Source organism: Arthrobacter sp. 9E16 (genome assembly GCF_002929435.1).
Classification (GTDB): Bacteria; Actinomycetota; Actinomycetes; order Actinomycetales; family Micrococcaceae; genus Arthrobacter_B; species Arthrobacter_B sunyaminii.
Genome location: NZ_PJIU01000002.1, coordinates 1120065 through 1141661, shown reverse-complemented (window position 1 = coordinate 1141661; position 21597 = coordinate 1120065). Strand labels below are relative to the sequence as shown.

The window sequence follows — 21597 nt, the reverse complement described above, 5'->3', positions numbered from 1 at the left end:
ACGTCATGATTGAACTTAGTGCAGCAGACATAGCGGCAATTACGGGCGGCGAACTGATCGGCGGTGCCGCACAGGCATCCGCGACGATCGTGAACTCGGCCACAACCGACTCTCGGGAAGCCTCACCCGGCTCCCTCTTCATCGCCAAACCCGGCGAAAACTCAGACGGCCACCTCTTCGTGGAAGCGGCCTTTGAACGCGGTGCCGTCCTGGCCCTCGTGGAGCGTCCCGTCGAGGATGCCTCCGGATCCGTGTACCCTGCGGTCCTGGTCCCGGATGCTGTTCTTGCCATGGGCACCCTGGCGGCGGACATCGTCCGGCGGCTGCGGGAAACGTCGCCGCTGACCGTCATCGGGATCACCGGATCAGCAGGAAAAACCACCACCAAGGACCTGCTGGCCGGAATCCTGCGCGCCGAAGGCGAAACGGTGGCTCCCGTGGGGTCCTACAACGGCGAGGTGGGCGTTCCGCTGACCATTTTCGGGGCGGACTACGGCACCCGCTACCTCGTCATGGAGATGGGGGCGACAGGCATCGGCCACATCGAATACCTGGCCTCCATGGTGAAGCCGGACATCGGCGTCGTCCTGTGCGTGGGAACAGCCCACGCCGGAGAATTCGGCGGCGTGGAAAACATTGCCCGCGCCAAGGGCGAAATGGTGGAGGCCCTGGCTCCCGGCGGAACAGCCGTCCTGAACGCCGACGATATTCGCGTGGCAGCCATGGCTGAACGTGCGGGCGCCGGCGTGGAGCTGCTGTATTTCACCTCCTCCCCGGAAGAAGCCCACGGCGCCAAATCGTCCGTTCGGGCGCTGGATGCCCGGACCGATGAACAGGGCCGGCCCGTCTTTACCCTCCGGTTCCCCGACGGAAGCGAGTATCCGGTGGAATCCGGCCTGATTGGTGCGCACCACACGGCGAATCTGCTGGCCGCCGCAGCTGCCGCCTTTGCCGCGGGCATCCCGGCCGAACGGATTGCCGCCGGATTGTCCGGCCAGAAGGCGGCCAGCCGCTGGCGCATGGAACGCACCGACCGTCCGGACGGCGTGACCGTCATCAATGACGCCTACAACGCCAACCCGGAATCCATGCGGGCGGCCCTGCGCACCCTGGCCGAGCTGGGCCGGGGACGGCGCACCTGGGCCGTGCTGGGCGAAATGCTCGAGCTCGGGGAATCCTCCGTGACCGAACACGACGCGATCGGCCGGTACGTGGTCCGCCTGAACATCTCCCAGCTCATAGTGGTGGGCACAGGTGCCCGGGCCATGCACACAGGCGCAGTCATGGAGGGTTCCTGGGGCGACGAGTCCGTCTTCGTGGAGACCCCCGAAGACGCCGAACGCATCCTGGAGTCCTCGCTGCAGCCCGGAGACCTCGTCCTTTTCAAATCCTCAAACGGTGCAGCCCTGCGCCACCTCGGTGATCGGATAGCCTTGAACGCCCCCTCGTCAACCACCGCCCCGGCGTCCGCGCCGCAGCACACCAGCCCGGACCTCACCGGGGAAGCCGGAGGCGTCCAGTAGTGGTTTCCCTGCTTATCGGGTCTTCACTGGCTCTGATCCTTGCCTTTGCCGGCACGCCCCTGTTTATCCGTTTCCTCGTCAAGAAGAGTTACGGCCAGTTTGTCCGCGATGACGGACCGACGTCGCACCACACCAAGCGCGGCACGCCCACCATGGGCGGCGCCGTCATCGTGGCGTCCGTGGTGGCGTCCTACTTCATCACGCACCTCATCAGCCCCGTCATCAACCCGGGGACCTTCGGGCCCTCGGCATCCGGTCTCCTTGTCCTGTTCCTGATGGTCGGGATGGGGCTCGTTGGCTTCATTGACGACTACACCAAGATCTCCCGCCAGCGCAGCCTGGGGCTGAACGCCAAGGCGAAGATCATCCTCCAGACACTCGTGGGCGTCACGTTCGCCATCCTGGCCCTGAATTTCCCCAACGCCCAGGGCCGGACGCCCGCGTCCACGGAGATCTCCTTTATCCGCGACACCGGCATCGACCTGGCCTTCGCCGGTACCCTGATCGGCGCCATCCTCTTCATCCTCTGGGCCAACCTGATCATCACGGGAACCACCAACGGCGTGAACCTGGCGGATGGCCTGGACGGACTCGCCGCCGGTGCCTCCATCCTGGTGTTCGGCGCCTACTTCCTGATCGGCATCTGGCAGTCCAACCAGAGCTGCGGATCACCCCTCGCAGGAGCCGTCTGCTACGAAGTCCGCGATCCCATGGATCTGGCGCTGCTTGCCGGTGCCCTGGCCGGCGCACTGGTGGGCTTCCTCTGGTGGAACACCTCACCGGCCAAGATCTTCATGGGCGACACCGGATCGCTGGCCATCGGCGGCGCCATTGCCGCCTTCGCGATCCTCTCCCGCACCGAACTGCTGCTGGTCATCCTGGCCGGCCTCTTCGTGATCATCACGCTTTCCGTGATCATCCAGGTGGGCTACTTCAAAATCAGCGGCGGAAAACGCGTTTTCAAGATGGCGCCGCTGCAGCACCACTTTGAGCTCAAGGGCTGGGCGGAAGTCACGGTGGTGGTCCGCTTCTGGATCGTGGCCGGACTATGCGTGGCCGTGGCCCTTGGCATCTTCTACGCGGAATGGGTGGTAGGAAATTGAGCGAAACAGCTGACTCCGCTGCCGGGACGTCCCGGCTTGACGAGCTGACCACGTGGGATGCCGACTGGCGCGGACTGCGCGTTGTCGTCACGGGCATTGGCCTCTCCGGTTTCTCGGCGGCCGATACCCTGATCGAACTCGGCGCCCGGGTAGTGGTGGTTGACGCCCGGGACACAGAGGAAAACCGGGCCAAGGCCGACACCCTGCGGATCGTCGGAGCGGCCGACGTCCTGCTGGGCGCCGATCACGCCGAAGCGCTGCCCGCCGTTGACGGCGAGCCGGCTGAGCTGGTTGTCACCTCGCCCGGCTTCAGCCCCAGCCATCCGCTGATGCGGGCGGCGGCCGACGGCGGCATCCCGGTATGGGGCGACGTCGAACTGGCCTGGCGCGTCCGCGTCCGTGAAGGGCGCAAGACCGCCCAATGGCTGACCATCACCGGCACCAACGGCAAAACCACCACGGTCTCGATGACCGAGAGCATGCTGCGCGCCGCGGGACTGCGGGCCATCGCTGCCGGAAACGTCGGAACCCCCATCCTGGACGCCATTCGGGATCCGCAGGGCTATGACGTCCTCGCCGTGGAACTATCCTCTTTCCAGCTGCACTGGACGCACTCCATCTCTCCGCTGGCCAGCGTGTGCCTGAACATTGCCGAAGACCACGTGGACTGGCACGGCTCCTACGAGGCCTATATGGCCGATAAAGCCAAGATCTACGAAAACACGCAGGTCGCCTGCATCTACAACGCCGAGCAGATCGAGACCGAGCACATGGTCGAAGATGCCGACGTCGTTGAAGGCTGCCGCGCTGTCGGCTTCACGACCGGCATGCCGGCGGTGTCCATGGTGGGAATGGTGGAGAACCTGCTGGTGGACCGCGCCTTCATCGAACAGCGCAAGGATTCGGCGGCTGAGCTCGCCTCCATGGCCGATCTTGGCGAGTACGCTCCCCGGCACATGGTGGCCAATGCCCTGGCCGCCGCTGCCCTGGTCCGGGCGTACGGCGTTGAGCCGGCGGCGGTGCGGGACGGGCTTCGGGCCTACGCGCCCGGAGACCACCGCATCCAGCCGGTTGCCCGCCTCAACGACATCCTGTGGATCAATGACTCAAAGGCCACCAACCCGCATGCCGCGTCAGCGTCCCTGTCCGCCTTCAACTCGGTGGTATGGATCGCCGGGGGACTGTCAAAGGGTGTCCACTACGGGGATCTGGTCCGGGACCATGCATCCCGCCTTCGCTCCGTGGTGCTGATCGGTGCGGACTCCGCAGACCTCCGTGAGGCTTTGGCGCGACACGCGCCCGACGTCCGGGTGATTGATGCCGTTCCGCCGCACACTGGTGGAAGGCATGCCGCTGCTCCAGCGGTCAGCGGTGAGGACGTGATGGCTCTGGCTGTCGCGGCCGCAGCCGCTGAAGCCCAGTCAGGAGACACAGTCCTGATGGCGCCCGCAGCAGCGTCCATGGATCAGTTCGCGTCCTACGCGCACCGCGGAGACGCTTTCATCGAGGCCGTCCGCGGGTACGTGGAAGGACAGGCGCAGACTCCTAAGGAGCCCTAGATGGTCACTACGTCCTCAGGGAAGCCCCGGAAGCCTGTGCTCCGGTCCGCGCGCCCGGCCGCCTCCGCAGCCGCAGGCAAGTCCTCCGCAGGCAAGTCCTCCACAGGCAAGTCCTCCGCAGGCCAGTCCTCGGCTGACTCCTCTTCCGGCAGGACGACGGCGGCGGCGGCTGAGAGCGGTACGCGTACTCCGCGCGGCACCCGCACGCCGGCAAGCTCGAAGAAGGACCCCAACAAGAAGCCATCACTGCTGGAACGCGGGATCGTGCTGCTGGAAGGCAGCCGCCGGAAAGCAACGGGGTCGGCTTACTACACCATCCTGGGTGCCGCACTGGCGCTGACCGCGATCGGCCTGATGATGGTCCTCTCCGCGTCCTCCGTGGAGTCCATTGCCGCCTCCGCCGGTGAATCCGCGGGCAGTACGTTTAGTTTCTTCGTCAAGCAGGCCATGTTTGCCGGTTTTGGCGTCGTGGCCATGCTGGCGCTTTCCCGGCTTGGCCCCAGGGCGTACAAGAAGCTGGCCTGGGTGCTGTTGGTCCTGGCCGTCGTGCTGCTGCTGCTGGTGTTCATCCCCGGGGTGGGCAAAGAGGTCAACGGCAACAGGAACTGGATCGAGATCGGACCGATCGGCGGCCAGCCCTCGGAAGCAGCGAAGCTGGCCATGGCCATCTGGTTTGCCTCAGTGCTGTCCCTGAAGCAGAAACTCCTCAATCAGTGGAAGCATGCCCTGGTTCCGGTGGTGTTTCCGGGCGGTACCATCCTCATCGGCCTGGTAATGATCGGCAGGGACCTCGGCACCGTGATCATCCTGGGCCTCATTATGGTGGCCGCACTGTTTTTCGCCGGAACGCCGCTGCGCTTCATCGCGGCCCTGGTGGCCGCAGGCGGCGCTGCGGCCGCCCTGATGTCGGTGCTCAGCGACAACCGTGCGGGCCGGATCAGTGCCTGGCTGGGGAAGGACTGCGGTGCCGGGCTCTGCGACCAGGCCAACGCCGGCATGTACGCCCTGGCCTCGGGAGGCTGGTTTGGGGTGGGTATCGGACAGAGCCGGCAGAAGTGGAGCTGGATCCCTGAAGCGCACAATGACTTCATCTTTGCGATCATCGGCGAGGAGTTCGGCCTGCTGGGCACGCTCCTGATCGTGCTGCTCTTCGGCGTCCTGGCGGTCGCCACCATCCGCATGACCATGCGGCACACCGATCCGTTCATCCGGATTGTCTGCGGGTCCATCCTGGTCTGGATTATCGGCCAGGCCTTTGTGAACATCGCCATGGTGACGGGCCTGCTGCCCGTGATCGGAGTGCCGCTTCCCTTCATCTCCTACGGCGGGTCTTCCCTGACCATTACCCTGGCTGCCGTGGGGGTCCTGCTCTCCTTCGCCCGCAAAATCCCCGAACACAAACTTTCTGAAAGTGAACCATCAGCTCCATGACACAACGTCCCCTTTCCCTCGTCCTCGCCGGAGGCGGCACCGCCGGGCACATCAGCCCGCTTCTCGCGGTGGCGCGCGCTGTGCGGGAGTCCGCACCGGAGTCCCGCATTAAGGTTGTGGGCACGGCCGCCGGCATGGAAACCCGGCTGGTTCCGGCCGCGGGGTTCGAGCTGGCCGTCATCGACCGGGTCCCGATGCCCCGGAAACCGGGCGGTGACCTGGTCCGGCTGCCCGGCCGGCTCCTGCAGGCCGTTCGCCAGGCCGGTGCGATTCTCGACGAAGCCGCTGCCGACGTCGTGGTGGGTGTCGGCGGGTACGTTTCCACGCCGGTCTATCTTGCTGCCCGCCGGCGGAAGCTGCCGGTCATAGTGCACGAGGCCAATGCCCGTCCCGGGCTTGCCAACCGCGTGGGCGCACGGTTCGCCGACGTCGTCGGCACCGCCTTTGCCGAGACGAAACTGCCCCGCGCGCAACTGGTGGGCATGCCCATGCGCCGCGAGATTTCGGGACTCGACCGCAGCCGGGCGCGTGCCGGCGCGCGTACTGCCCTGGGGCTGGAGGCGGACCGTCCCACCCTGGTGGTCACCGGCGGCTCTTCCGGAGCGGCCAGCATCAACCGTGCCGTTGAGGCGGCCCTGCCGGCCCTTGCGGAAGCGGGCATCCAGACCCTGCACATCACCGGACGGGGCAAGCAGCTCCTGACCTCCGAGGGCAAGCCGCTGGCGGCGCCGCTTTACCGGCAGGTCGAATATGTGGACGGGATGGAGCAGGCGTACGCTGCTGCGGACCTGCTGCTCGCCCGCTCGGGCGCCGGTACGGTTTGCGAGATCAGCGCCGTTGGCCTGCCCGCCGTGCTGGTTCCGCTGCCGCACGGGAACGGGGAACAGGCACTGAACGCAGCCGGGCTGGCGGCGGCCGGCGGAGCCGTTGTGGTTTCGGATGCACTATTCACCGCACAGTGGATAGCGGACAGACTGATACCTTTGCTGGCCGACCCCGCAGCGCGGGATGCCATGTCCGCCGCTTCGTCAGCCCAGGGCATCCGTGACGCGGACCGGCGGATGGCGGAGTTTATTCTCGAAGCAAAGGTAAGGTCACGAGCATGAGCACCCTGAATCTTCCCGACCTCGGCCGGGTGCACTTCATTGGTCTGGGAGGCGCGGGCATGTCCGCCGTCGCCCGGGTCATGATCGGCCAGGGCGTTTCCGTGTCCGGCTCGGACTCGCGCGACTCCGCCGGCCTGCGTGCTTTGGAGGCCCTGGGCGCCGCAGTGTACGTGGGCCAGGACGCGGCCAACGTGCAGGGCGCCGACACCGTGGTGGTTTCCACCGCCATCCGGTCCGATAACCCCGAACTGGCCGCGGCCCGGAACTTGGGCCTGCGGGTCATCCATCGTTCCGAAGCTCTCGCCGCGGCGATGGGGACGCAGGACACGGTTGCCGTCGCCGGAACCCACGGGAAAACCACCACCACAGCCATGGTGACCGTCCTGCTGCGCGAAGCAGGACTGGATCCCTCCTTCGCCATCGGCGGAGACGTGGCGGCACTGGGGGTGAATGCCGCTTTCGGAAGCGGCAGTGTGTTCGTCGCCGAAGCCGACGAGTCCGACGGATCGTTTCTGAATTACCGCCCGCGAATTTCCGTTATCACCAACGTCGAGGCCGATCACCTGGACCACTACGGCACCGAGGAAGCAGTCTTTGCCTCCTTCGACCGGTTTGTCCGGCTGCTGCCGGCGGACGGCCTGCTGGTGGCCTGCGCGGATGATCCCGGCGCGGCGGACGTGGTGCGCCGCTCCGGTGCCGCGCGCGTGTGCACCTACGGCTACAGCGAAAACGCCGACATCCGGATCACTGACACGCGGCCGGTCGCCAGCGGATCGGTGTCAATGTTGCGCTTCAGCCTGGACGGACTGGACTGCGAGCAGGAACTGAGGCTCCTGGTCCCCGGGGTGCACAACATCCGCAATGCCGCGGCTGCGTTCGCCGTCGGGCTTGGGCTCGGAGTTGACCCCGCCCAGGCTGCGGCAGGCCTGGGGGTCTTCTCCGGCGCAGCACGCCGCTTCGAAGCCAAAGGCGCCGTGCGCGGGGTGCGGGTCTTCGATGACTACGCGCACCATCCCACCGAGCTGGTGGCCGCGCTGGAGGCGGCGCGCACCGTTGCCGGGGACCACCGCGTCCATGTGTTGTTCCAGCCGCACCTGTTCAGCCGGACGCTGGCCTTCGCGGAAGAATTCGCTGCCGCCCTGGAACGTGCCGACACCGCCACGGTGCTGGACATTTATGCTTCCCGCGAGGATCCGGTGCCCGGCGTTACCAGCGAAGTCATCGCCTCCAGGGTGAACCGGCCGGGAGGCTACGCTCCGGATGCCGGCCAGGCCGTGCGGGATATCTGCCGCCGCGCCGCACCGGGAGACATCATCCTCACGGTTGGTGCCGGAGACGTCACGCAATACGGTGCGCATCTGGTGCAGGAACTGGCCAGGACGGCGCCCGCCTTGGCTGGGGATGCCGGCGTTCAGGCCGGAGCTGAGGCAGACGCCGAACCGGAGTCGGACGCGGCACAGCCGGTGCTGCGGAAGGAACTCCGTGGCTAGCAAAAAACCCCGGCGCCCCGAGGTGGATCCCACCCGCCATGCCGGCGGCGGGCGCAGCAGCGTCCGCCGCTCCGCAGGCTACGGCGATTCCGTCTCCCGGGAGCGGAGGCTGCACGGAGGTGCCGGAAGGCCGAACCTCGCTGACGCCAAGACCGAGGGGCACATCCGGACGGAACCGGGCTCCGGGAACGGTGAATCGGTCACTGCCACGGTGCTGGCCTTTCCCGAACCGCCCGTCCGCAAACGCCGTCGGTGGCTGCTCATTTCAGTGTCGACAGCCGTTGTTCTTCTGGGTGCTTTCCTGGCATTCCTCTTCCTGTCTCCGGCGCTGGCCCTGAAGACGGTAACGGTCCAGGGAAACTCGCTGCTGCCTGAAGAAGAGGTCCACCGTGCCCTGCAGCCGCTCATGGGTGAACCGTTAACCACGATCGACGACGGCGACGTTGCCGGGCTGCTCGCGGACCGGCCCGAGGTGGCCGGGGTCGACGTCGTGGCCCTGCCCCCGTCCGAGATCGTGGTAACCATCACGGAACGCGTTCCGGTGGCGGTCCTGCAAAGCGGAAATGCGTTTTCGCTGATTGATGAAGACGGGCTGGTGATCGGAACCGCGGCCAACCGGGCCGAGGCCAGGCTGCCGCTGATCGATGGCGGCAGCGAGGCGGTGAACAGTGCAGTATTCAGTACGGTCACCTCCGTACTGTCCGTGCTGCCGGAAAACGTGCTCGCCCAGCTGGACCACGCCGCGGCGACATCCGTTGATTCGGTGGAACTGAAGCTGGTCAACGGGCAGACGGTATTCTGGGGGAGCGCCGAATCCAACGTGGCCAAGGCGCGTGTTTTGGAAGCTCTGCTTTTGATGCCGCCCAAGGATCCGCCGATCAGCGTGTTTGACGTCAGCACCCCAACGGCTCCGGTTACGCGGTGATTTTTTTCCTCCTGCGGGAAAGAATAATCCGACACGCGGCAGAGGTAATTGCAGAACCAGTTTTCGCCCCATAGCGTCACTGGTAGAGGATTACTTGACATAACTATAACCTTCAACTGGAAGCTTAGGGTTTGCGGTTGAACGTTACAGGTCAGGTTCAAGGTTTTCGGCCGGAGCATTCCGGCCACAAATGATCAGTTGCACAGATTCGAACAAGGGACACAGGACGTGGCAGCACCGCAGAATTACTTGGCCGTCATCAAGGTCGTCGGCATCGGCGGCGGTGGCGTGAACGCCGTAAACCGGATGATTGATGTAGGGCTCCGAGGCGTGGAGTTCATCGCCATCAACACCGATGCACAGGCGCTGCTGATGAGCGACGCCGACGTGAAGCTCGACGTCGGCCGCGAACTGACGCGCGGCCTGGGCGCCGGCGCGGACCCCGAGGTGGGCCGCAAGGCCGCCGAGGACCACGCCGAAGAAATCGAGGAAGTCCTGCGCGGAGCGGACATGGTCTTCGTGACCGCAGGCGAGGGCGGCGGCACCGGCACCGGTGGCGCACCTGTCGTGGCCCGCATTGCCCGTTCCCTTGGCGCCCTGACCATCGGCGTGGTGACGCGGCCCTTTACTTTCGAAGGCCGCCGCCGTTCCAACCAGGCTGAGTCCGGCATTGATACGCTGCGCGACGAAGTCGACACCCTCATCGTCATCCCCAACGACCGGCTGCTCTCCATCAGCGACCGGAACGTGTCCATGCTGGACGCTTTCCGCTCGGCGGACCAGGTGCTGCTTTCCGGTGTCCAGGGCATTACCGACCTGATCACCACCCCGGGCCTGATCAACCTCGACTTTGCCGACGTCAAATCCGTCATGCAGGGTGCCGGTTCCGCCCTCATGGGTATCGGTTCCGCGCGTGGAGAGGATCGCGCCGTCAAGGCGGCCGAGCTGGCCATAGCGTCTCCTCTGCTGGAAGCGTCCATCGACGGCGCCCACGGCGTCCTGCTCTCCATCCAGGGCGGCTCCGACCTCGGCCTGTTCGAGATCAACGAGGCCGCGCGGCTGGTGCAGGAAGTTGCCCACCCGGAAGCCAACATCATCTTTGGTGCCGTTATTGACGATGCCCTTGGTGACGAAGCGCGCGTCACCGTGATCGCAGCGGGTTTTGACCAGGTGGACGTCACCTCGCAGCCGGTCTCGCACAAGCCGGCCGAACCTGTGCTGCCCCCGGCCAGCGCACCGGCCGGTGGCGGTTACGCGGCCGCTGCACCTGCTTCGGCAGGGCTGTCGGCATGGTCGCAGCGCTCCACGCAGCACAGCGATGTTCCTGCGGATGCAGGCTTCGACGTGGACCTGCCCGCCGTCGTGGAGTCAGATCTGTCCACGGGTCGCAATGATGACCTGGATGTCCCTGACTTCCTGAAGTAACACCGATCCGGGTCCTTGACCCGGACCATTTAGCGCAGCGAGGTTGTTCGACAATGTTTTGGTGGCAGACGCAGGCCGGTGACGGCCTGACGGTCGCGTTCACCAGTACAGCGGCGGGCAACCTCGCTTTGCATGTAGGGGATGACCCGGCGCTGGTATTGCGGCGCCGCCGGGCACTGGAAGCGCACATGGGTGTGCCGGCCGGGTCGCTGCGCTTCATGAACCAGGTGCATTCGGCCGCCGTCGCCTCGGTGTCCGGCCCGTCACCTGCCGGGCCGGGTGCCGCTCCGGCGGCGGGCCCGCTCACTGCGGACCCACTCACCGCAGACGCCCTCGTCAGCCCGGATGGTTCCGTTCCGCTGGCCGTCATGGTTGCCGACTGCGTGCCCGTGGTGCTGACCGGGCGGAACGGCGCCGGGGTGGTGACGGGGGTCGCCCATGCCGGACGCCGGGGATTGCTCGACGGCATCCTCGCCAACACTGTGCAGGAGATGGCCGCCGCGGGCGCTGAGAGCCTCCGCGCCTGGATTGGGCCGTCCGTGTGCGGAGAGTGCTACGAGGTTCCCGCAGCAATGCAGCGGGAGGCAGCCGAGGTGATGCCGGAACTGCGCTCGACCACCCGCTGGGGAACTCCTGCCCTGGACCTTCCCGCCGGTGCCCGGACACAGCTGGAAGCCCTGGGGGGCGACGTCGTCCGGGTCCCCGGCTGCACCCTCGAATCCACCGACCTTTACTCGCACCGCCGCAGCAGCAGCGCAGGGCGCTTCGCCGGGCTGATCTGGCGAAACTGACGCTTGGGATTCCGGGATCCCGGACGCCCCGCAGCTCCGCCTGCCTGAAATACCTGCTTGATACAAGGAGCACCCCATGACTGCCAGCCTTACCCCCGCCGAACGGTCCGCTGAACTTTCGAACCGGCTCAGGCGGGTGCACACGCGCATCACTTCAGCTACAGCCGGTGGGGCCGCACCAACCCTCATAGTGGTCACAAAGTATTTTCCAGCCTCAGACGTCGATCTCCTGGCCGGTCTGGGCGTCACCGACGTCGGTGAAAACAAGGACCAGGAGGCTGCTGCAAAAGCTTTGTCAGTGCAGGCCCAGGATCTTAACTGGCATTTCATCGGCCAGCTGCAAAGCAATAAGGCGAAATCCGTGGTCCGTTACGCTGCCGCCGTGCATTCAGTGGACCGGCTCTCGCTGGTCACAGCCCTTGGCAAAGCCATGGCTGCTGAACAATCGCGCCGTGCCCAGGCAGGGGAGCAGCCCAGAGCCGACCTGGACGTGTTTTTGCAGGTGGATCTGCGGGAGCAGGCAGCCGCAGGGGGATCCTCCGGAGCGGGCGCAGGGACCGGCGCAGGCCGCGGGGGAGCGTTGCCGCGGGAGCTGCCCGAGCTGGCTGAGGCAGCCGCGGCAACCCCCGGTCTTCGCCTGGCCGGGGTCATGGCGGTGGCACCCCTTGGCGCCGATGCCCGGGAGGCATTCGCCCGTCTGGCGGCCCTGTCCGGAGACCTGCAGAGGGACCATCCCGGGGCGGACGCGATCTCGGCCGGCATGAGCGGGGACCTGGAAGCAGCGTTGGAAAACGGGGCGACACACCTGAGGATCGGCTCCGATATTCTCGGGCCCCGGCCCCCGGTACGGTAGCGTCTATTGCAGGAAAGTCCCTCATCTGGCGAGGGGCGGGTGCTACGGCGCTGAAGTTCTAGAAGGAGCAACCATGGCTGGCGCAATGCGCAGGACAATGATCTACCTTGGGCTCGCCGACGGTGAAGAGCCCTACGAGTCTGAGCAGAAGAGCCAGCGGGAAGCCCCGGTGCGCAGCGCCGAGGAGTACACCCCCGAGTACGAGCGCACGGAGCGCCCCGACCGGGCTGAACGCGCCGAGCGGACTGAGCGGTCAGACCGTGACGCCGAGCCTGCACCGGCACCTGTGGTCCGCACCGCAGTCGAAGAATACCGGGCACCGGTCACCCCGATCAAGCGAGCCCCGTCATCCCGAGAGGAAGTGGCTGGCTTGCGCCAGATCACCACCGTTCATCCCCGTTCCTACAACGACGCCAAGATCATCGGTGAGAGCTTCCGGGACGGGATTCCCGTGATTATGAATGTCACCGACATGGGCGAAGCAGATGCGAAGCGCCTCGTCGATTTCTCTGCTGGCCTTGTCTTTGGGCTGCGCGGTAGCATTGAGCGCGTGACCAACAAGGTGTTCCTCCTGTCGCCGTCCTACGTGGAGGTGCTGGGGGATGACAAAAAAGTCAGTGAATCCCAGTCGGCATTCTTCAATCAGAGCTGACCGCGGGCCCGCAGCAGCGGGATCTCCCCGGATCGCTACGGCCTCCCCTGAAACGAAACAACACGCGTGAGTATTATTTTTGCCCTGCTGTATGTGCTGCTGGTGCTCTTTCAGTTCGCTCTGTTCCTGAGGATTGTCTACGACGCCGTCCAAATCTTCGCCCGACAGTGGCGCCCCAAGGGGCCGGCCCTGGTGCTGGCGTCCCTAATCTATGGCGCCACAGATCCGGCTATCCGGCTGCTGCGCAGGTTCATTCCCCCGCTGCGCCTGGGCGGGATCTCCCTGGACCTGGCCTTCATCGTGTTGTTCATCGTTGTTGCCATCGTGAAGCAGATCGTCGCGGGCGCCCTCTTCTAGGGGCGGCGGTGTTCCGGGTCCGGTTAGTGTTCCTTCTCCGGAAGATATACTGTGAAAAAGAATAAGACCCCTTAGATTTTTATGTTCGATATTCTGTACGTAGAACCGTCTGCTGAACTCGCAGGCGAATCTTATAACCAGTGTGAGGTGACCAGATGGCTCTGACGCCAGAAGATGTTGTCAATAAGCGGTTCCAGCCGACCAAGTTCCGTGAAGGCTACGACCAGGACGAGGTTGATGACTTTCTCGACGAGATCGTTATTGAGCTGCGCCGTCTGAACGCAGAGAACGAAGACCTGCGCAGCCAGCTCGCGGAATGCCTTGCCGGCAAGTCCGGTGAAAGCACCGCTGTTCCCGCTCCGGTCTCAGCTGCGGCTAAGACCGAGCAGGTCACGGCCCCGGTGAAGGAAGAAAAGAAGCCCGAACCGGTCAAGGCTGAGGAACCGAAGGCTCCCGCAGCCGCCAAGGCTGAAGAGCCCAAGGCAGCTGCTCCGGCCCCGGCCGCCGCAGCACCGGCTCCCGCCGCCGCAGCACCCGCTCCGGCAACTGCGGCCAGCAACACCGAGACCGCCGCAGGCATCCTGGCGATGGCCCAGAAGATGCACGATGACTACGTGGGCGCCGGTGTTGAGCAGCGTGACAAGATCATCGCAGAAGCACAGATGGAAGCCAGCGGGCTCGTTAGCGAAGCGCAGGACAAGAGCCGCAAGATCCTCAGCAACCTGGAACAGCAGAAGGCTGTCCTGGAGCGCAAGGTTGAGCAGCTGCGCGGCTTTGAGCGCGACTACCGTTCACGTCTGAAGGCCTACATTGAAGGCCAGCTGCGTGATCTGGATGCCCGCGGATCCGTTGCCTCGGAGACCGCCGACGCGTAACCGGAACACCACCGCGGCACCACTGGTGCACTAAACTGAATATAAGCACGGGCCGGCTGGCCGGGACGCCCCGGCCAGCCGGCCCGTTGTTTTGGCAGCGGCCCGCGTCCCGCCCCGTGCCACAACGAATGAAAGCACCATGACGAAATCTTCTGAGGAACCTGTGTCCGCGAAATCCGCCGGCGCCACCGGTGAGCATGTACGCCCGGCCTGGTCCGGGTATGCCCTGATCATGGCGGCGTGCGCCGCACTCGGGCTCGGAATAGACCAGCTCACCAAGTGGTGGGTTGAAACCACCATGACGCTCGGCCAGGTCACAGACGTGCTGCCGCCGCTGCTGCGCTGGCACTATATCCTCAACCCGGGGGCCGCTTTCTCCATCGGCACCGACTACACATGGGTGTTCACCATCATCATGGCGGCCGTGTGCGGTTTCCTCGTGTACCTCATGCTGAAGGTCCGCTCCGTGTCCTGGGCTGTAGCGCTGGGGCTGGTCCTGGGCGGGGCAGCGGGCAACCTGACGGACCGGCTGTTTCGTGAACCCTCGTTTGGGCAGGGCCACGTGGTGGACTTCATCGCACTGCCCAACTTCGCAATTTTCAACATTGCAGACACCTGCGTGGTTTCCGGCGTGATTCTCGTCTGCCTGCTGACGCTGCGGGGAGTGGGCCTGGACGGAGTGCGGACTCCTTCAGGCACGGCGCCGGAAACGGGCAGCACCGAGGAAATCGGCACCAAAGACATAAAGAACGGCAAAGACAACAAATGAACGAGATTCACACCGTCCTGCAGATTCCGGATGAGGCTGACGGAGGAAGAGCGGATGCCGTCCTCGCCAAGCTCCTGGATGTCTCCCGCTCCACCGCAGCCACCTGGTTTACCGACGGCTACTTCAGCATGAACGGCCGGTCGCTGGGAAAGTCCGACCGCCTTTCGGCCGGAGACCGGGTGAGCGTTGACATTCCCGAGCAGCGTGACCCGCTCGCCGTCGTCGTTGAACCGGTGGAAGGCCTGAAGATCCTGGCCGACGACGACCACTTTGTGGTCATCGACAAGCCTGTGGGTGTGGCCGCGCATCCCTCGCCCGGCTGGGTAGGCCCCACCGTGGTGGGCGGATTGGCTGCCGCCGGCTACCGCATTTCCACCTCCGGGTCCCCTGAGCGGCAGGGCATCGTCCACCGCCTCGACGTGGGAACGTCCGGCGCCATGGTGGTCGCCAAGACCGAACACGCCTACACGCTGCTGAAGCAGGCCTTCAAGGAACGCACCGTGGAGAAGATGTACCATGCCGTGGTCCAGGGCCTGCCGGACCCGCTGCGGGGGACCATCGACGCGCCGATCGGCCGCCACCCCTCCTATGACTGGCGGTTTGCAGTGCTGGAAGGCGGACGGCCCTCCGTTACCCACTATGAGGTGCTGGAAGCCTTTGGCAAGGCGTCCCTGGTGGAGGTGCATCTGGAGACCGGGCGCACCCACCAGATCCGGGTGCATTTCTCCGCCCTCAAGCACCCCTGTGCCGGAGATCTCACCTACGGTGCGGAGGCTAAGCTTGCGGCCGAGCTGGGCCTGACCCGGCAGTGGCTGCATGCCCGCAAACTGGCGTTTGCGCACCCCGGCACCGGCGAACGCGTGGAAGTTATCAGCGAATACCCCCAGGATCTTCAGTACGCACTGGATGCCCTGCAGCGCGGCGACGTCTGAGGCTTCCGCCCGGAAGTGACGAGGCTGTCAGCCGGACGGCGGCGTGCCGTCCGGCTGCCGCTTTAACCCGGCCTAGAATGGTTCGGTGGCTTCAGCAACTTCTTCGAAATCGTTTGTCCATCTTCACAACCACACCGAGTACTCCATGTTGGACGGCGCAGCCCGCCTGACGGACCTCTTCAGCCACGCTGAAGAACTCGGCATGAACGCCGTGGCAACCACGGACCACGGATTCGTGTTCGGAGCTTTCGACTTCTGGAACAAGGCACGCAACGCCGGCATCAAGCCCATTGTGGGTGTCGAAGCCTACCTGACGCCGGGAACCGCACGGTCGGACAAAACCCGTGTGAAGTGGGGCGACGGCGGACGCAACGATGTCTCCGGTGCCGGCGCCTACACCCACATGACCATGTGGGCGGAGACCACCGAGGGCATGCACAACCTCTTCCGCATGTCCTCCCTGGCTTCCCTGGAAGGTTTCCTCTACAAGCCCCGCATGGACCGGGACCTGCTGCAGACCTACGGCAAGGGCCTCATCGCCACCACCGGCTGCCCCTCAGGGGAAGTCCAGACCAAACTGCGCCTGGGCCTGTACAAGGAAGCCGTCCAGGCGGCGTCGGATTTCCGGGACATCTTCGGGCCGGAAAACTTCTTCTGCGAGCTGATGGACCACGGCCTGGATATTGAACGCAACGTTCAGGCCGACCTGATCAAGCTGGCCCGTGAACTGCAGCTGCCGCTGGTGGCCACCAATGACCTGCACTACACGCACGCAGAGGACGCCTCCGCACACGCAGCACTGCTGTGCGTGCAGTCCGGCTCCTCCCTGGCCGACCCCAAGCGCTTCAAGTTCGACGCCGACGAGTTCTACCTGAAATCCCCGGCGGAAATGCGCGCCATCTTCCGCGACTACCCCGAGGCCTGCGACAACACACTGCTCATTGCCGAGCGGTGCGAAGTTGAGTTCAACACCAAGGCCAACTACATGCCGCGTTTCCCCTGTCCGGAAGGGGAGAACGAGGAATCCTGGTTCGTCAAGGAAGTGGAAACGGGCCTGCACCGCCGCTACCCGAACGGAATCAGCGACGACGTCCGCAAACGTGCCGACTATGAGGTGGGCATCATTGCCCAGATGGGTTTCCCGGGCTACTTCCTGGTGGTGGCCGACTTCATCAACTGGGCCAAGGCCAACGGCATCCGCGTGGGTCCGGGCCGAGGTTCCGGTGCCGGTTCCATGGCCGCCTACGCCATGGGGATCACCGACCTCGATCCGCTGCAGCACGGTCTGATCTTTGAGCGGTTCCTGAACCCTGACCGTGTTTCCATGCCTGACTTCGACGTCGACTTCGATGATCGGCGCCGCTCCGAAGTGATCCACTACGTCACCGAGAAGTACGGCGACGAGCGCGTGGCCATGATCGTCACCTACGGCACCATCAAGGCCAAGCAGGCGCTGAAGGACTCCTCCCGTGTCATGGGTTATCCGTTCTCCGTGGGAGAGCGCCTGACCAAGGCCATGCCGCCGGACGTCATGGGCAAGGGCCTGTCCCTGCAGGACGTGCACAACAAGGACGCCAAGCGGTACGGCGAGGCCGAGGAACTGCGCGAACTGCTGCGCACCGATCCCGACTCCCAGCGCGTGTTCGACACGGCACTGGGCCTGGAAGGCCTGAAGCGCCAGTGGGGCGTGCACGCCGCCGGCGTCATCATGTCCTCGGACCCTTTGATCGACATCATTCCGATCATGCGCCGCGAGCAGGACGGTCAGGTCATCACGCAGTTCGATTACCCCACCTGCGAAGGCCTGGGGCTGATCAAGATGGACTTCTTGGGCCTGCGAAACCTGACGATCGTTTCCGACGCCGTGGAGAACATCAAGAACAACCGCGGCGAGGACCTGGTCCTGGAAGACCTGCCGCTGGACCTTAAAGAGGCCTATGACCTCCTGGCCGGCGGCGAGACCCTGGGCGTGTTCCAGCTCGACGGCGGACCCATGCGGTCGCTGCTCAAGAGCATGCGTCCGGACAACTTTGAAGACATTTCCGCCGTCATCGCCCTGTACCGGCCTGGCCCGATGGGTGCCAACTCGCACACCAACTATGCCCTGCGTAAAACGGGGCAGCAGGAAATCACTCCGATCCATCCGGAGCTCGAGGAACCGCTGGCAGAGATCCTGGGCACCACCTACGGCCTGATCGTCTACCAGGAGCAGGTGATGGCCATTGCGCAGAAGGTTGCCGGGTTCAGCCTCGGCCAGGCAGACATCCTGCGCCGCGCCATGGGTAAGAAGAAGAAGTCGGAGCTGGACAAGCAGTACGCCGGCTTCCACCAGGGCATGATTGACCGCGGTTACTCGGAGGCAGCCATCAAGGCCCTCTGGGACATTCTGCTGCCGTTCTCCGACTACGCCTTCAACAAGGCGCACTCGGCCGCCTACGGGGTGGTGTCCTACTGGACCGCGTACCTGAAGGCGCAGTACCCGGCCGAGTACATGGCTGCCCTGCTCACCTCGGTGGGTGATGACAAGGACAAGCTCGCCATGTACCTGAACGAGTGCCGCAAGATGGGCATCACGGTGCTGCCGCCGGATGTCAACGAGTCCAGCGTGAACTTCACCCCTGTGGGCAAGGACATCCGTTTCGGCATGGGCGCCATCCGCAACGTGGGCGCCAACGTGGTGCAGTCCATGGTGTCTGCCCGCGAAGAGAAGGGTGCGTTCACCAACTTCAAGGACTTCCTGATGAAGGTCCCTGCAGTGGTCTGCAACAAGCGCACCATTGAGTCGCTGATCAAGGCCGGCGCGTTTGATTCCATGGGCCACGCCCGGCGTCCGCTGGCGATGATCCACGAAGAAGCGATCGATTCCGTCGTCGTGCTCAAGCGCAACGAAGCCGTGGGCCAGTTTGACCTCTTTGCCGCCATCGCGGACCAGGAGCCGGAGGACTCGATCAGCATCGAGATTCCGGACCTGCCCGAGTGGGAGAAGAAGGACAAGCTTTCCTTCGAACGGGACATGCTGGGCCTGTACGTGTCCGACCACCCGCTGCAGGGTCTTGAGGGCATCCTCAGCCAGCACGCCGATTCTTCCATCACCAACATTGTGGGCGAGGAAGGTCCGCCCGACGGCGCGATCGTCACCATTGCCGGGATGATTACCTCACTGCAGCGCAGGATCGCCAAGAACAGCGGCAACGCCTACGCCCGCTGTGAGATTGAGGACCTGGCCGGCTCCATGGAGGTCATGTTCTTTGGCCAGGTCTACGGCCCGATTGCCGCAGTGCTCGCCGAGGACCTGATTGTGGTGGTCCGCGGCAGGCTCCAGCGGCGCGACGACGGCGCCGTGACCCTGAACGCCCAGGAGCTTACGGTTCCGGACCTGAGCGAGGGCCACTCCGGCCCGGTGGTGATTTCCATGGCCACCTACAAAGCCACGGAAACCGTGGTCACGCAGCTCGGTGACGTACTCCGGACCCACCCGGGAACGTCGGAGGTGCAGATCCGGCTCAACGGGTCACGGACGGTGGAAGTCATGAAGCTGGGGGTTGACCTGCGGGTGAACCCCACGCCGTCCCTGTTCGGCGACTTGAAGGTGCTGCTGGGCCCAACCTGTCTGGACGTGTAGCAAAGCGGCAGCGGGGCCGGTGGGGCAGTAGAATGAACCCGTGACTTCTTCCAGCCCCGCAGCCGTCAGCACGTCCTTCCGAACCCTCGACCTGCGCGGCCGGCATCTGTCGACCGCGGCACTGAAGCAGGCGATGCCGCGTGCGGAGACCACCACCGATGTAGCCTCCGACGCCGTCGCCGCCATCATTGCCGACGTCCGCTCCCGCGGTTACGACGCGCTGAGCGAGCTGGCAGCCCGGTTTGACCACGTGGAGCAGCACCGTCCGCTGGTTCCCCGTGCGGCGCTGAAGGAGGCCCTGCAGCAACTGGACCCTCAGGTCCGTGCGGCGCTGGAGGAATCCATCCGCCGCGCCCGGCTGTTTGCCGACGCCCAGCGCCCCCGGAACACCGACCTGCAGATAGGGCCCGGTGCCAACGTGGCGCAGAAATGGATTCCGGTCCGCCGCGTGGGCCTGTACGTGCCCGGCGGCCTTGCCGTTTACCCGTCCTCTGTGATCATGAACGTTGTCCCCGCCCAGGCTGCCGGCGTCTCTTCGCTGGCTCTGGCTTCTCCGCCTCAGCCGGCCTTCGGCGGGCTGCCGCACCCCACCATCCTGGCAGCGGCAGAGCTGCTGGGTATTGAAGAGGTGTACGCCATGGGCGGCGCCCAGGCCATTGCTGCCTTCGCCTATGGTGTTCCGGCCGCGGGGGACAACCCCGACCTGGAACCGGTGGATGTGGTCACCGGACCGGGCAACGTCTACGTGGCCACCGCCAAGCGCCTGGTGAAGGGCGTCGTGGGAATCGACGCAGAAGCCGGGCCCACCGAGATTGCCATCCTGGCCGATGCCGGGGCAGACGCCCGTCTGGTGGCCGCGGACCTGATCAGCCAGGCCGAGCACGACCCGAACGCCGCCTCGGTGCTCGTCACCGATTCCGCTGAGCTGGAGCAGCGGGTTTGGGAAGAACTGGACCGTCAGGTAGCGGCGACCCGCCACCGCGAGCGTGTCGCCACCGCACTGTCCGGTCCCCAGTCCGGGACCATCCTGGTGGACAACCTGGAGCAGGGCATCGAGGTCTGCAACGCCTACGGAGCCGAGCACCTGGAAATCCAGACAGCCAACGCAGAAGAAGCAGCTGCGCGCATCACCAGCGCCGGCGCCGTCTTTGTTGGCAGCTACAGCCCGGTCAGCTTGGGCGACTACTGCTCCGGCTCCAACCATGTGCTGCCCACGGCGGGCACTGCTGCCTTCTCTTCCGGCCTGAATGTGACCACCTTCATGCGCGCGATCCAGGTCATCAACTATGACCGGGCTGCCCTGGCGGAGGTGAGCGGGCACGTGGTCGCTCTCTCCCGTGCAGAGGACCTGCCCGCGCACGGCGACGCCGTATCCGTGCGGTTTTCTTCCTGAGGCTGCTCTGACGCAGACGCCGAACCACCATATGTAGTGCAGACCGGTACTACATATGGTGACGAGCAGTTGGTGATGGGCCGTTCCGGACCCTAGAATGAGTGCGCAGCCGGCGCCGTGCCGGTTTGTACGAGTTCCTTCCGGGGCTTAGCGGCAACAAGCTGCCGTCCCGGACCCTGGACCCCAGCGAAAGGACACCGGATGTACTGTCCGTTCTGCCGCAACGCTGATTCCCGCGTCGTGGACAGCCGCCTGGCCGAGGACGGCTCGGCCATCCGCCGCCGCCGCCAGTGCCCGGAGTGCGGCCGCAGGTTCAGCACTGTGGAGACCACCAGCCTGAGCGTTATCAAACGGTCCGGTGTTGGGGAGCCGTTCAGCCGCGGGAAGGTAATCAACGGCGTGCGCAAGGCGTGCCAGGGCCGGCCCGTGAGCGAAGATGACCTGGCCATGCTCGCCCAGGAGGTGGAGGAATCCATCCGCGCCAGCGGCGTGGCTGAAATTGATGCCCATGAGGTGGGTCTGGCCATTCTCAAACCTCTGCAGAAACTGGACCAGGTGGCCTACCTGCGTTTCGCTAGCGTCTATCAGGCCTTCGAGTCGCTGGAGGACTTCGAGGCCGCCATCGCTGTGCTGCGCCGGGATTCCCTGCACGGTTCGTCCGCTCCGGCAGGCTCCCGGGGCCGCTGACAGCGCAAAGTCGATTCTTTCTCCGCACGCGGACCAGGAGCGGCCATAAGAGAGGCGGCAGCAGGATAATCCTGCTGCCGCCTCTCTTATGGGCCGCCGCGGCT

The 21597-nt window shown here is 65.2% G+C and carries 18 protein-coding genes; all 18 read left to right on the top strand.

Annotation, left to right across the window (positions count from 1 at the left end; genetic code table 11):
* Nucleotides 1-5 precede the first annotated feature (5 nt).
* The 18 genes from murF (at nt 6) to nrdR (ending at nt 21493) form a co-directional block, all read left to right on the top strand.
* Entirely contained in the window at nt 6-1523 is a 1518-nt protein-coding gene (gene murF, locus CXR00_RS12025) for a UDP-N-acetylmuramoyl-tripeptide--D-alanyl-D-alanine ligase (protein ID WP_104054697.1), read from the top strand.
* Complete coding sequence (mraY, locus tag CXR00_RS12020) at nt 1523-2626, top strand: phospho-N-acetylmuramoyl-pentapeptide-transferase (protein WP_104054696.1); 1104 nt, start codon at nt 1523-1525, stop codon at nt 2624-2626. Before murF ends, mraY begins: the two co-directional genes overlap by 1 nt.
* On the top strand, nt 2608-4185 hold the full coding sequence (murD, locus tag CXR00_RS12015) for a UDP-N-acetylmuramoyl-L-alanine--D-glutamate ligase (protein ID WP_104054695.1): 1578 nt from the start codon (nt 2608-2610) through the stop codon (nt 4183-4185). Before mraY ends, murD begins: the two co-directional genes overlap by 19 nt.
* Nucleotides 4186-5616, top strand: a complete 1431-nt coding sequence (gene ftsW / locus CXR00_RS12010; RefSeq protein ID WP_219816005.1) for a putative lipid II flippase FtsW — start codon at nt 4186-4188, stop codon at nt 5614-5616.
* Nucleotides 5613-6722, top strand: coding sequence for an undecaprenyldiphospho-muramoylpentapeptide beta-N-acetylglucosaminyltransferase (gene murG / locus CXR00_RS12005; RefSeq protein ID WP_104054694.1), 1110 nt, complete (start codon nt 5613-5615; stop codon nt 6720-6722). The genes ftsW and murG overlap by 4 nt, the downstream gene beginning before the upstream one ends.
* Entirely contained in the window at nt 6719-8212 is a 1494-nt protein-coding gene (gene murC / locus CXR00_RS12000) for a UDP-N-acetylmuramate--L-alanine ligase (RefSeq protein WP_104054693.1), read from the top strand. Before murG ends, murC begins: the two co-directional genes overlap by 4 nt.
* Nucleotides 8205-9137, top strand: a complete 933-nt coding sequence (locus CXR00_RS11995; protein WP_181032537.1) for a cell division protein FtsQ/DivIB — start codon at nt 8205-8207, stop codon at nt 9135-9137. The genes murC and CXR00_RS11995 overlap by 8 nt, the downstream gene beginning before the upstream one ends.
* Nucleotides 9138-9365: 228 nt before the next feature.
* The gene (ftsZ, locus tag CXR00_RS11990) at nt 9366-10562 is read left to right on the top strand and encodes a cell division protein FtsZ (RefSeq protein ID WP_104054691.1); all 1197 of its coding nucleotides are present in this window, start codon (nt 9366-9368) and stop codon (nt 10560-10562) included.
* 53 nt (nt 10563-10615) lie between these two features.
* On the top strand, nt 10616-11353 hold the full coding sequence (locus CXR00_RS11985) for a polyphenol oxidase family protein (protein WP_104054690.1): 738 nt from the start codon (nt 10616-10618) through the stop codon (nt 11351-11353).
* A 76-nt stretch (nt 11354-11429) separates the two neighbouring features.
* Complete coding sequence (locus CXR00_RS11980; RefSeq protein ID WP_104054689.1) at nt 11430-12206, top strand: YggS family pyridoxal phosphate enzyme; 777 nt, start codon at nt 11430-11432, stop codon at nt 12204-12206.
* A gap of 73 nt (nt 12207-12279) precedes the next feature.
* Nucleotides 12280-12858, top strand: coding sequence for a cell division protein SepF (locus tag CXR00_RS11975; protein WP_104054688.1), 579 nt, complete (start codon nt 12280-12282; stop codon nt 12856-12858).
* A gap of 66 nt (nt 12859-12924) precedes the next feature.
* Nucleotides 12925-13215 (top strand): YggT family protein, encoded by a 291-nt coding sequence (locus CXR00_RS11970; RefSeq protein WP_104054687.1) that lies wholly within the window; start codon nt 12925-12927, stop codon nt 13213-13215.
* 155 nt (nt 13216-13370) lie between these two features.
* Nucleotides 13371-14090: a DivIVA domain-containing protein gene (locus CXR00_RS11965; protein ID WP_104054686.1), complete on the top strand. Its 720-nt coding sequence runs from the start codon at nt 13371-13373 to the stop codon at nt 14088-14090.
* Nucleotides 14091-14229: 139 nt separating this feature from the next.
* A complete protein-coding gene (lspA, locus tag CXR00_RS11960) occupies nt 14230-14859 on the top strand; it encodes a signal peptidase II (protein WP_258060405.1) in 630 nt (209 codons plus the stop codon).
* Between the two features lie 5 nt (nt 14860-14864).
* Nucleotides 14865-15791, top strand: coding sequence for an RluA family pseudouridine synthase (locus CXR00_RS11955; protein ID WP_104054883.1), 927 nt, complete (start codon nt 14865-14867; stop codon nt 15789-15791).
* 85 nt (nt 15792-15876) lie between these two features.
* Nucleotides 15877-19413: a DNA polymerase III subunit alpha gene (dnaE, locus tag CXR00_RS11950; protein WP_104054685.1), complete on the top strand. Its 3537-nt coding sequence runs from the start codon at nt 15877-15879 to the stop codon at nt 19411-19413.
* A gap of 40 nt (nt 19414-19453) precedes the next feature.
* The gene (hisD, locus tag CXR00_RS11945; protein WP_258060404.1) at nt 19454-20806 is read left to right on the top strand and encodes a histidinol dehydrogenase; all 1353 of its coding nucleotides are present in this window, start codon (nt 19454-19456) and stop codon (nt 20804-20806) included.
* A gap of 201 nt (nt 20807-21007) precedes the next feature.
* The gene (nrdR, locus tag CXR00_RS11940) at nt 21008-21493 is read left to right on the top strand and encodes a transcriptional regulator NrdR (RefSeq protein WP_104054684.1); all 486 of its coding nucleotides are present in this window, start codon (nt 21008-21010) and stop codon (nt 21491-21493) included.
* Nucleotides 21494-21597: the final 104 nt, after the last annotated feature.

Excerpts from the sequence above, each read along its gene's own strand:
- ftsW (WP_219816005.1), top strand. The coding sequence starts at position 4,186 with ATGGTCACTACGTCCTCAGGGAAGCCCCGGAAGCCTGTGCTCCGGTCC.
- CXR00_RS11975 (WP_104054688.1), top strand. The coding sequence starts at position 12,280 with ATGGCTGGCGCAATGCGCAGGACAATGATCTACCTTGGGCTCGCCGAC.
- CXR00_RS11965 (WP_104054686.1), top strand. The coding sequence starts at position 13,371 with ATGGCTCTGACGCCAGAAGATGTTGTCAATAAGCGGTTCCAGCCGACC.
- lspA (WP_258060405.1), top strand. The coding sequence starts at position 14,230 with ATGACGAAATCTTCTGAGGAACCTGTGTCCGCGAAATCCGCCGGCGCC.
- murC (WP_104054693.1), top strand. The coding sequence starts at position 6,719 with ATGAGCACCCTGAATCTTCCCGACCTCGGCCGGGTGCACTTCATTGGT.
- CXR00_RS11980 (WP_104054689.1), top strand. The coding sequence starts at position 11,430 with ATGACTGCCAGCCTTACCCCCGCCGAACGGTCCGCTGAACTTTCGAAC.
- murG (WP_104054694.1), top strand. The coding sequence starts at position 5,613 with ATGACACAACGTCCCCTTTCCCTCGTCCTCGCCGGAGGCGGCACCGCC.
- murD (WP_104054695.1), top strand. The coding sequence starts at position 2,608 with ATGGGTGGTAGGAAATTGAGCGAAACAGCTGACTCCGCTGCCGGGACG.
- murF (WP_104054697.1), top strand. The coding sequence starts at position 6 with ATGATTGAACTTAGTGCAGCAGACATAGCGGCAATTACGGGCGGCGAA.
- CXR00_RS11985 (WP_104054690.1), top strand. The coding sequence starts at position 10,616 with ATGTTTTGGTGGCAGACGCAGGCCGGTGACGGCCTGACGGTCGCGTTC.
- nrdR (WP_104054684.1), top strand. The coding sequence starts at position 21,008 with ATGTACTGTCCGTTCTGCCGCAACGCTGATTCCCGCGTCGTGGACAGC.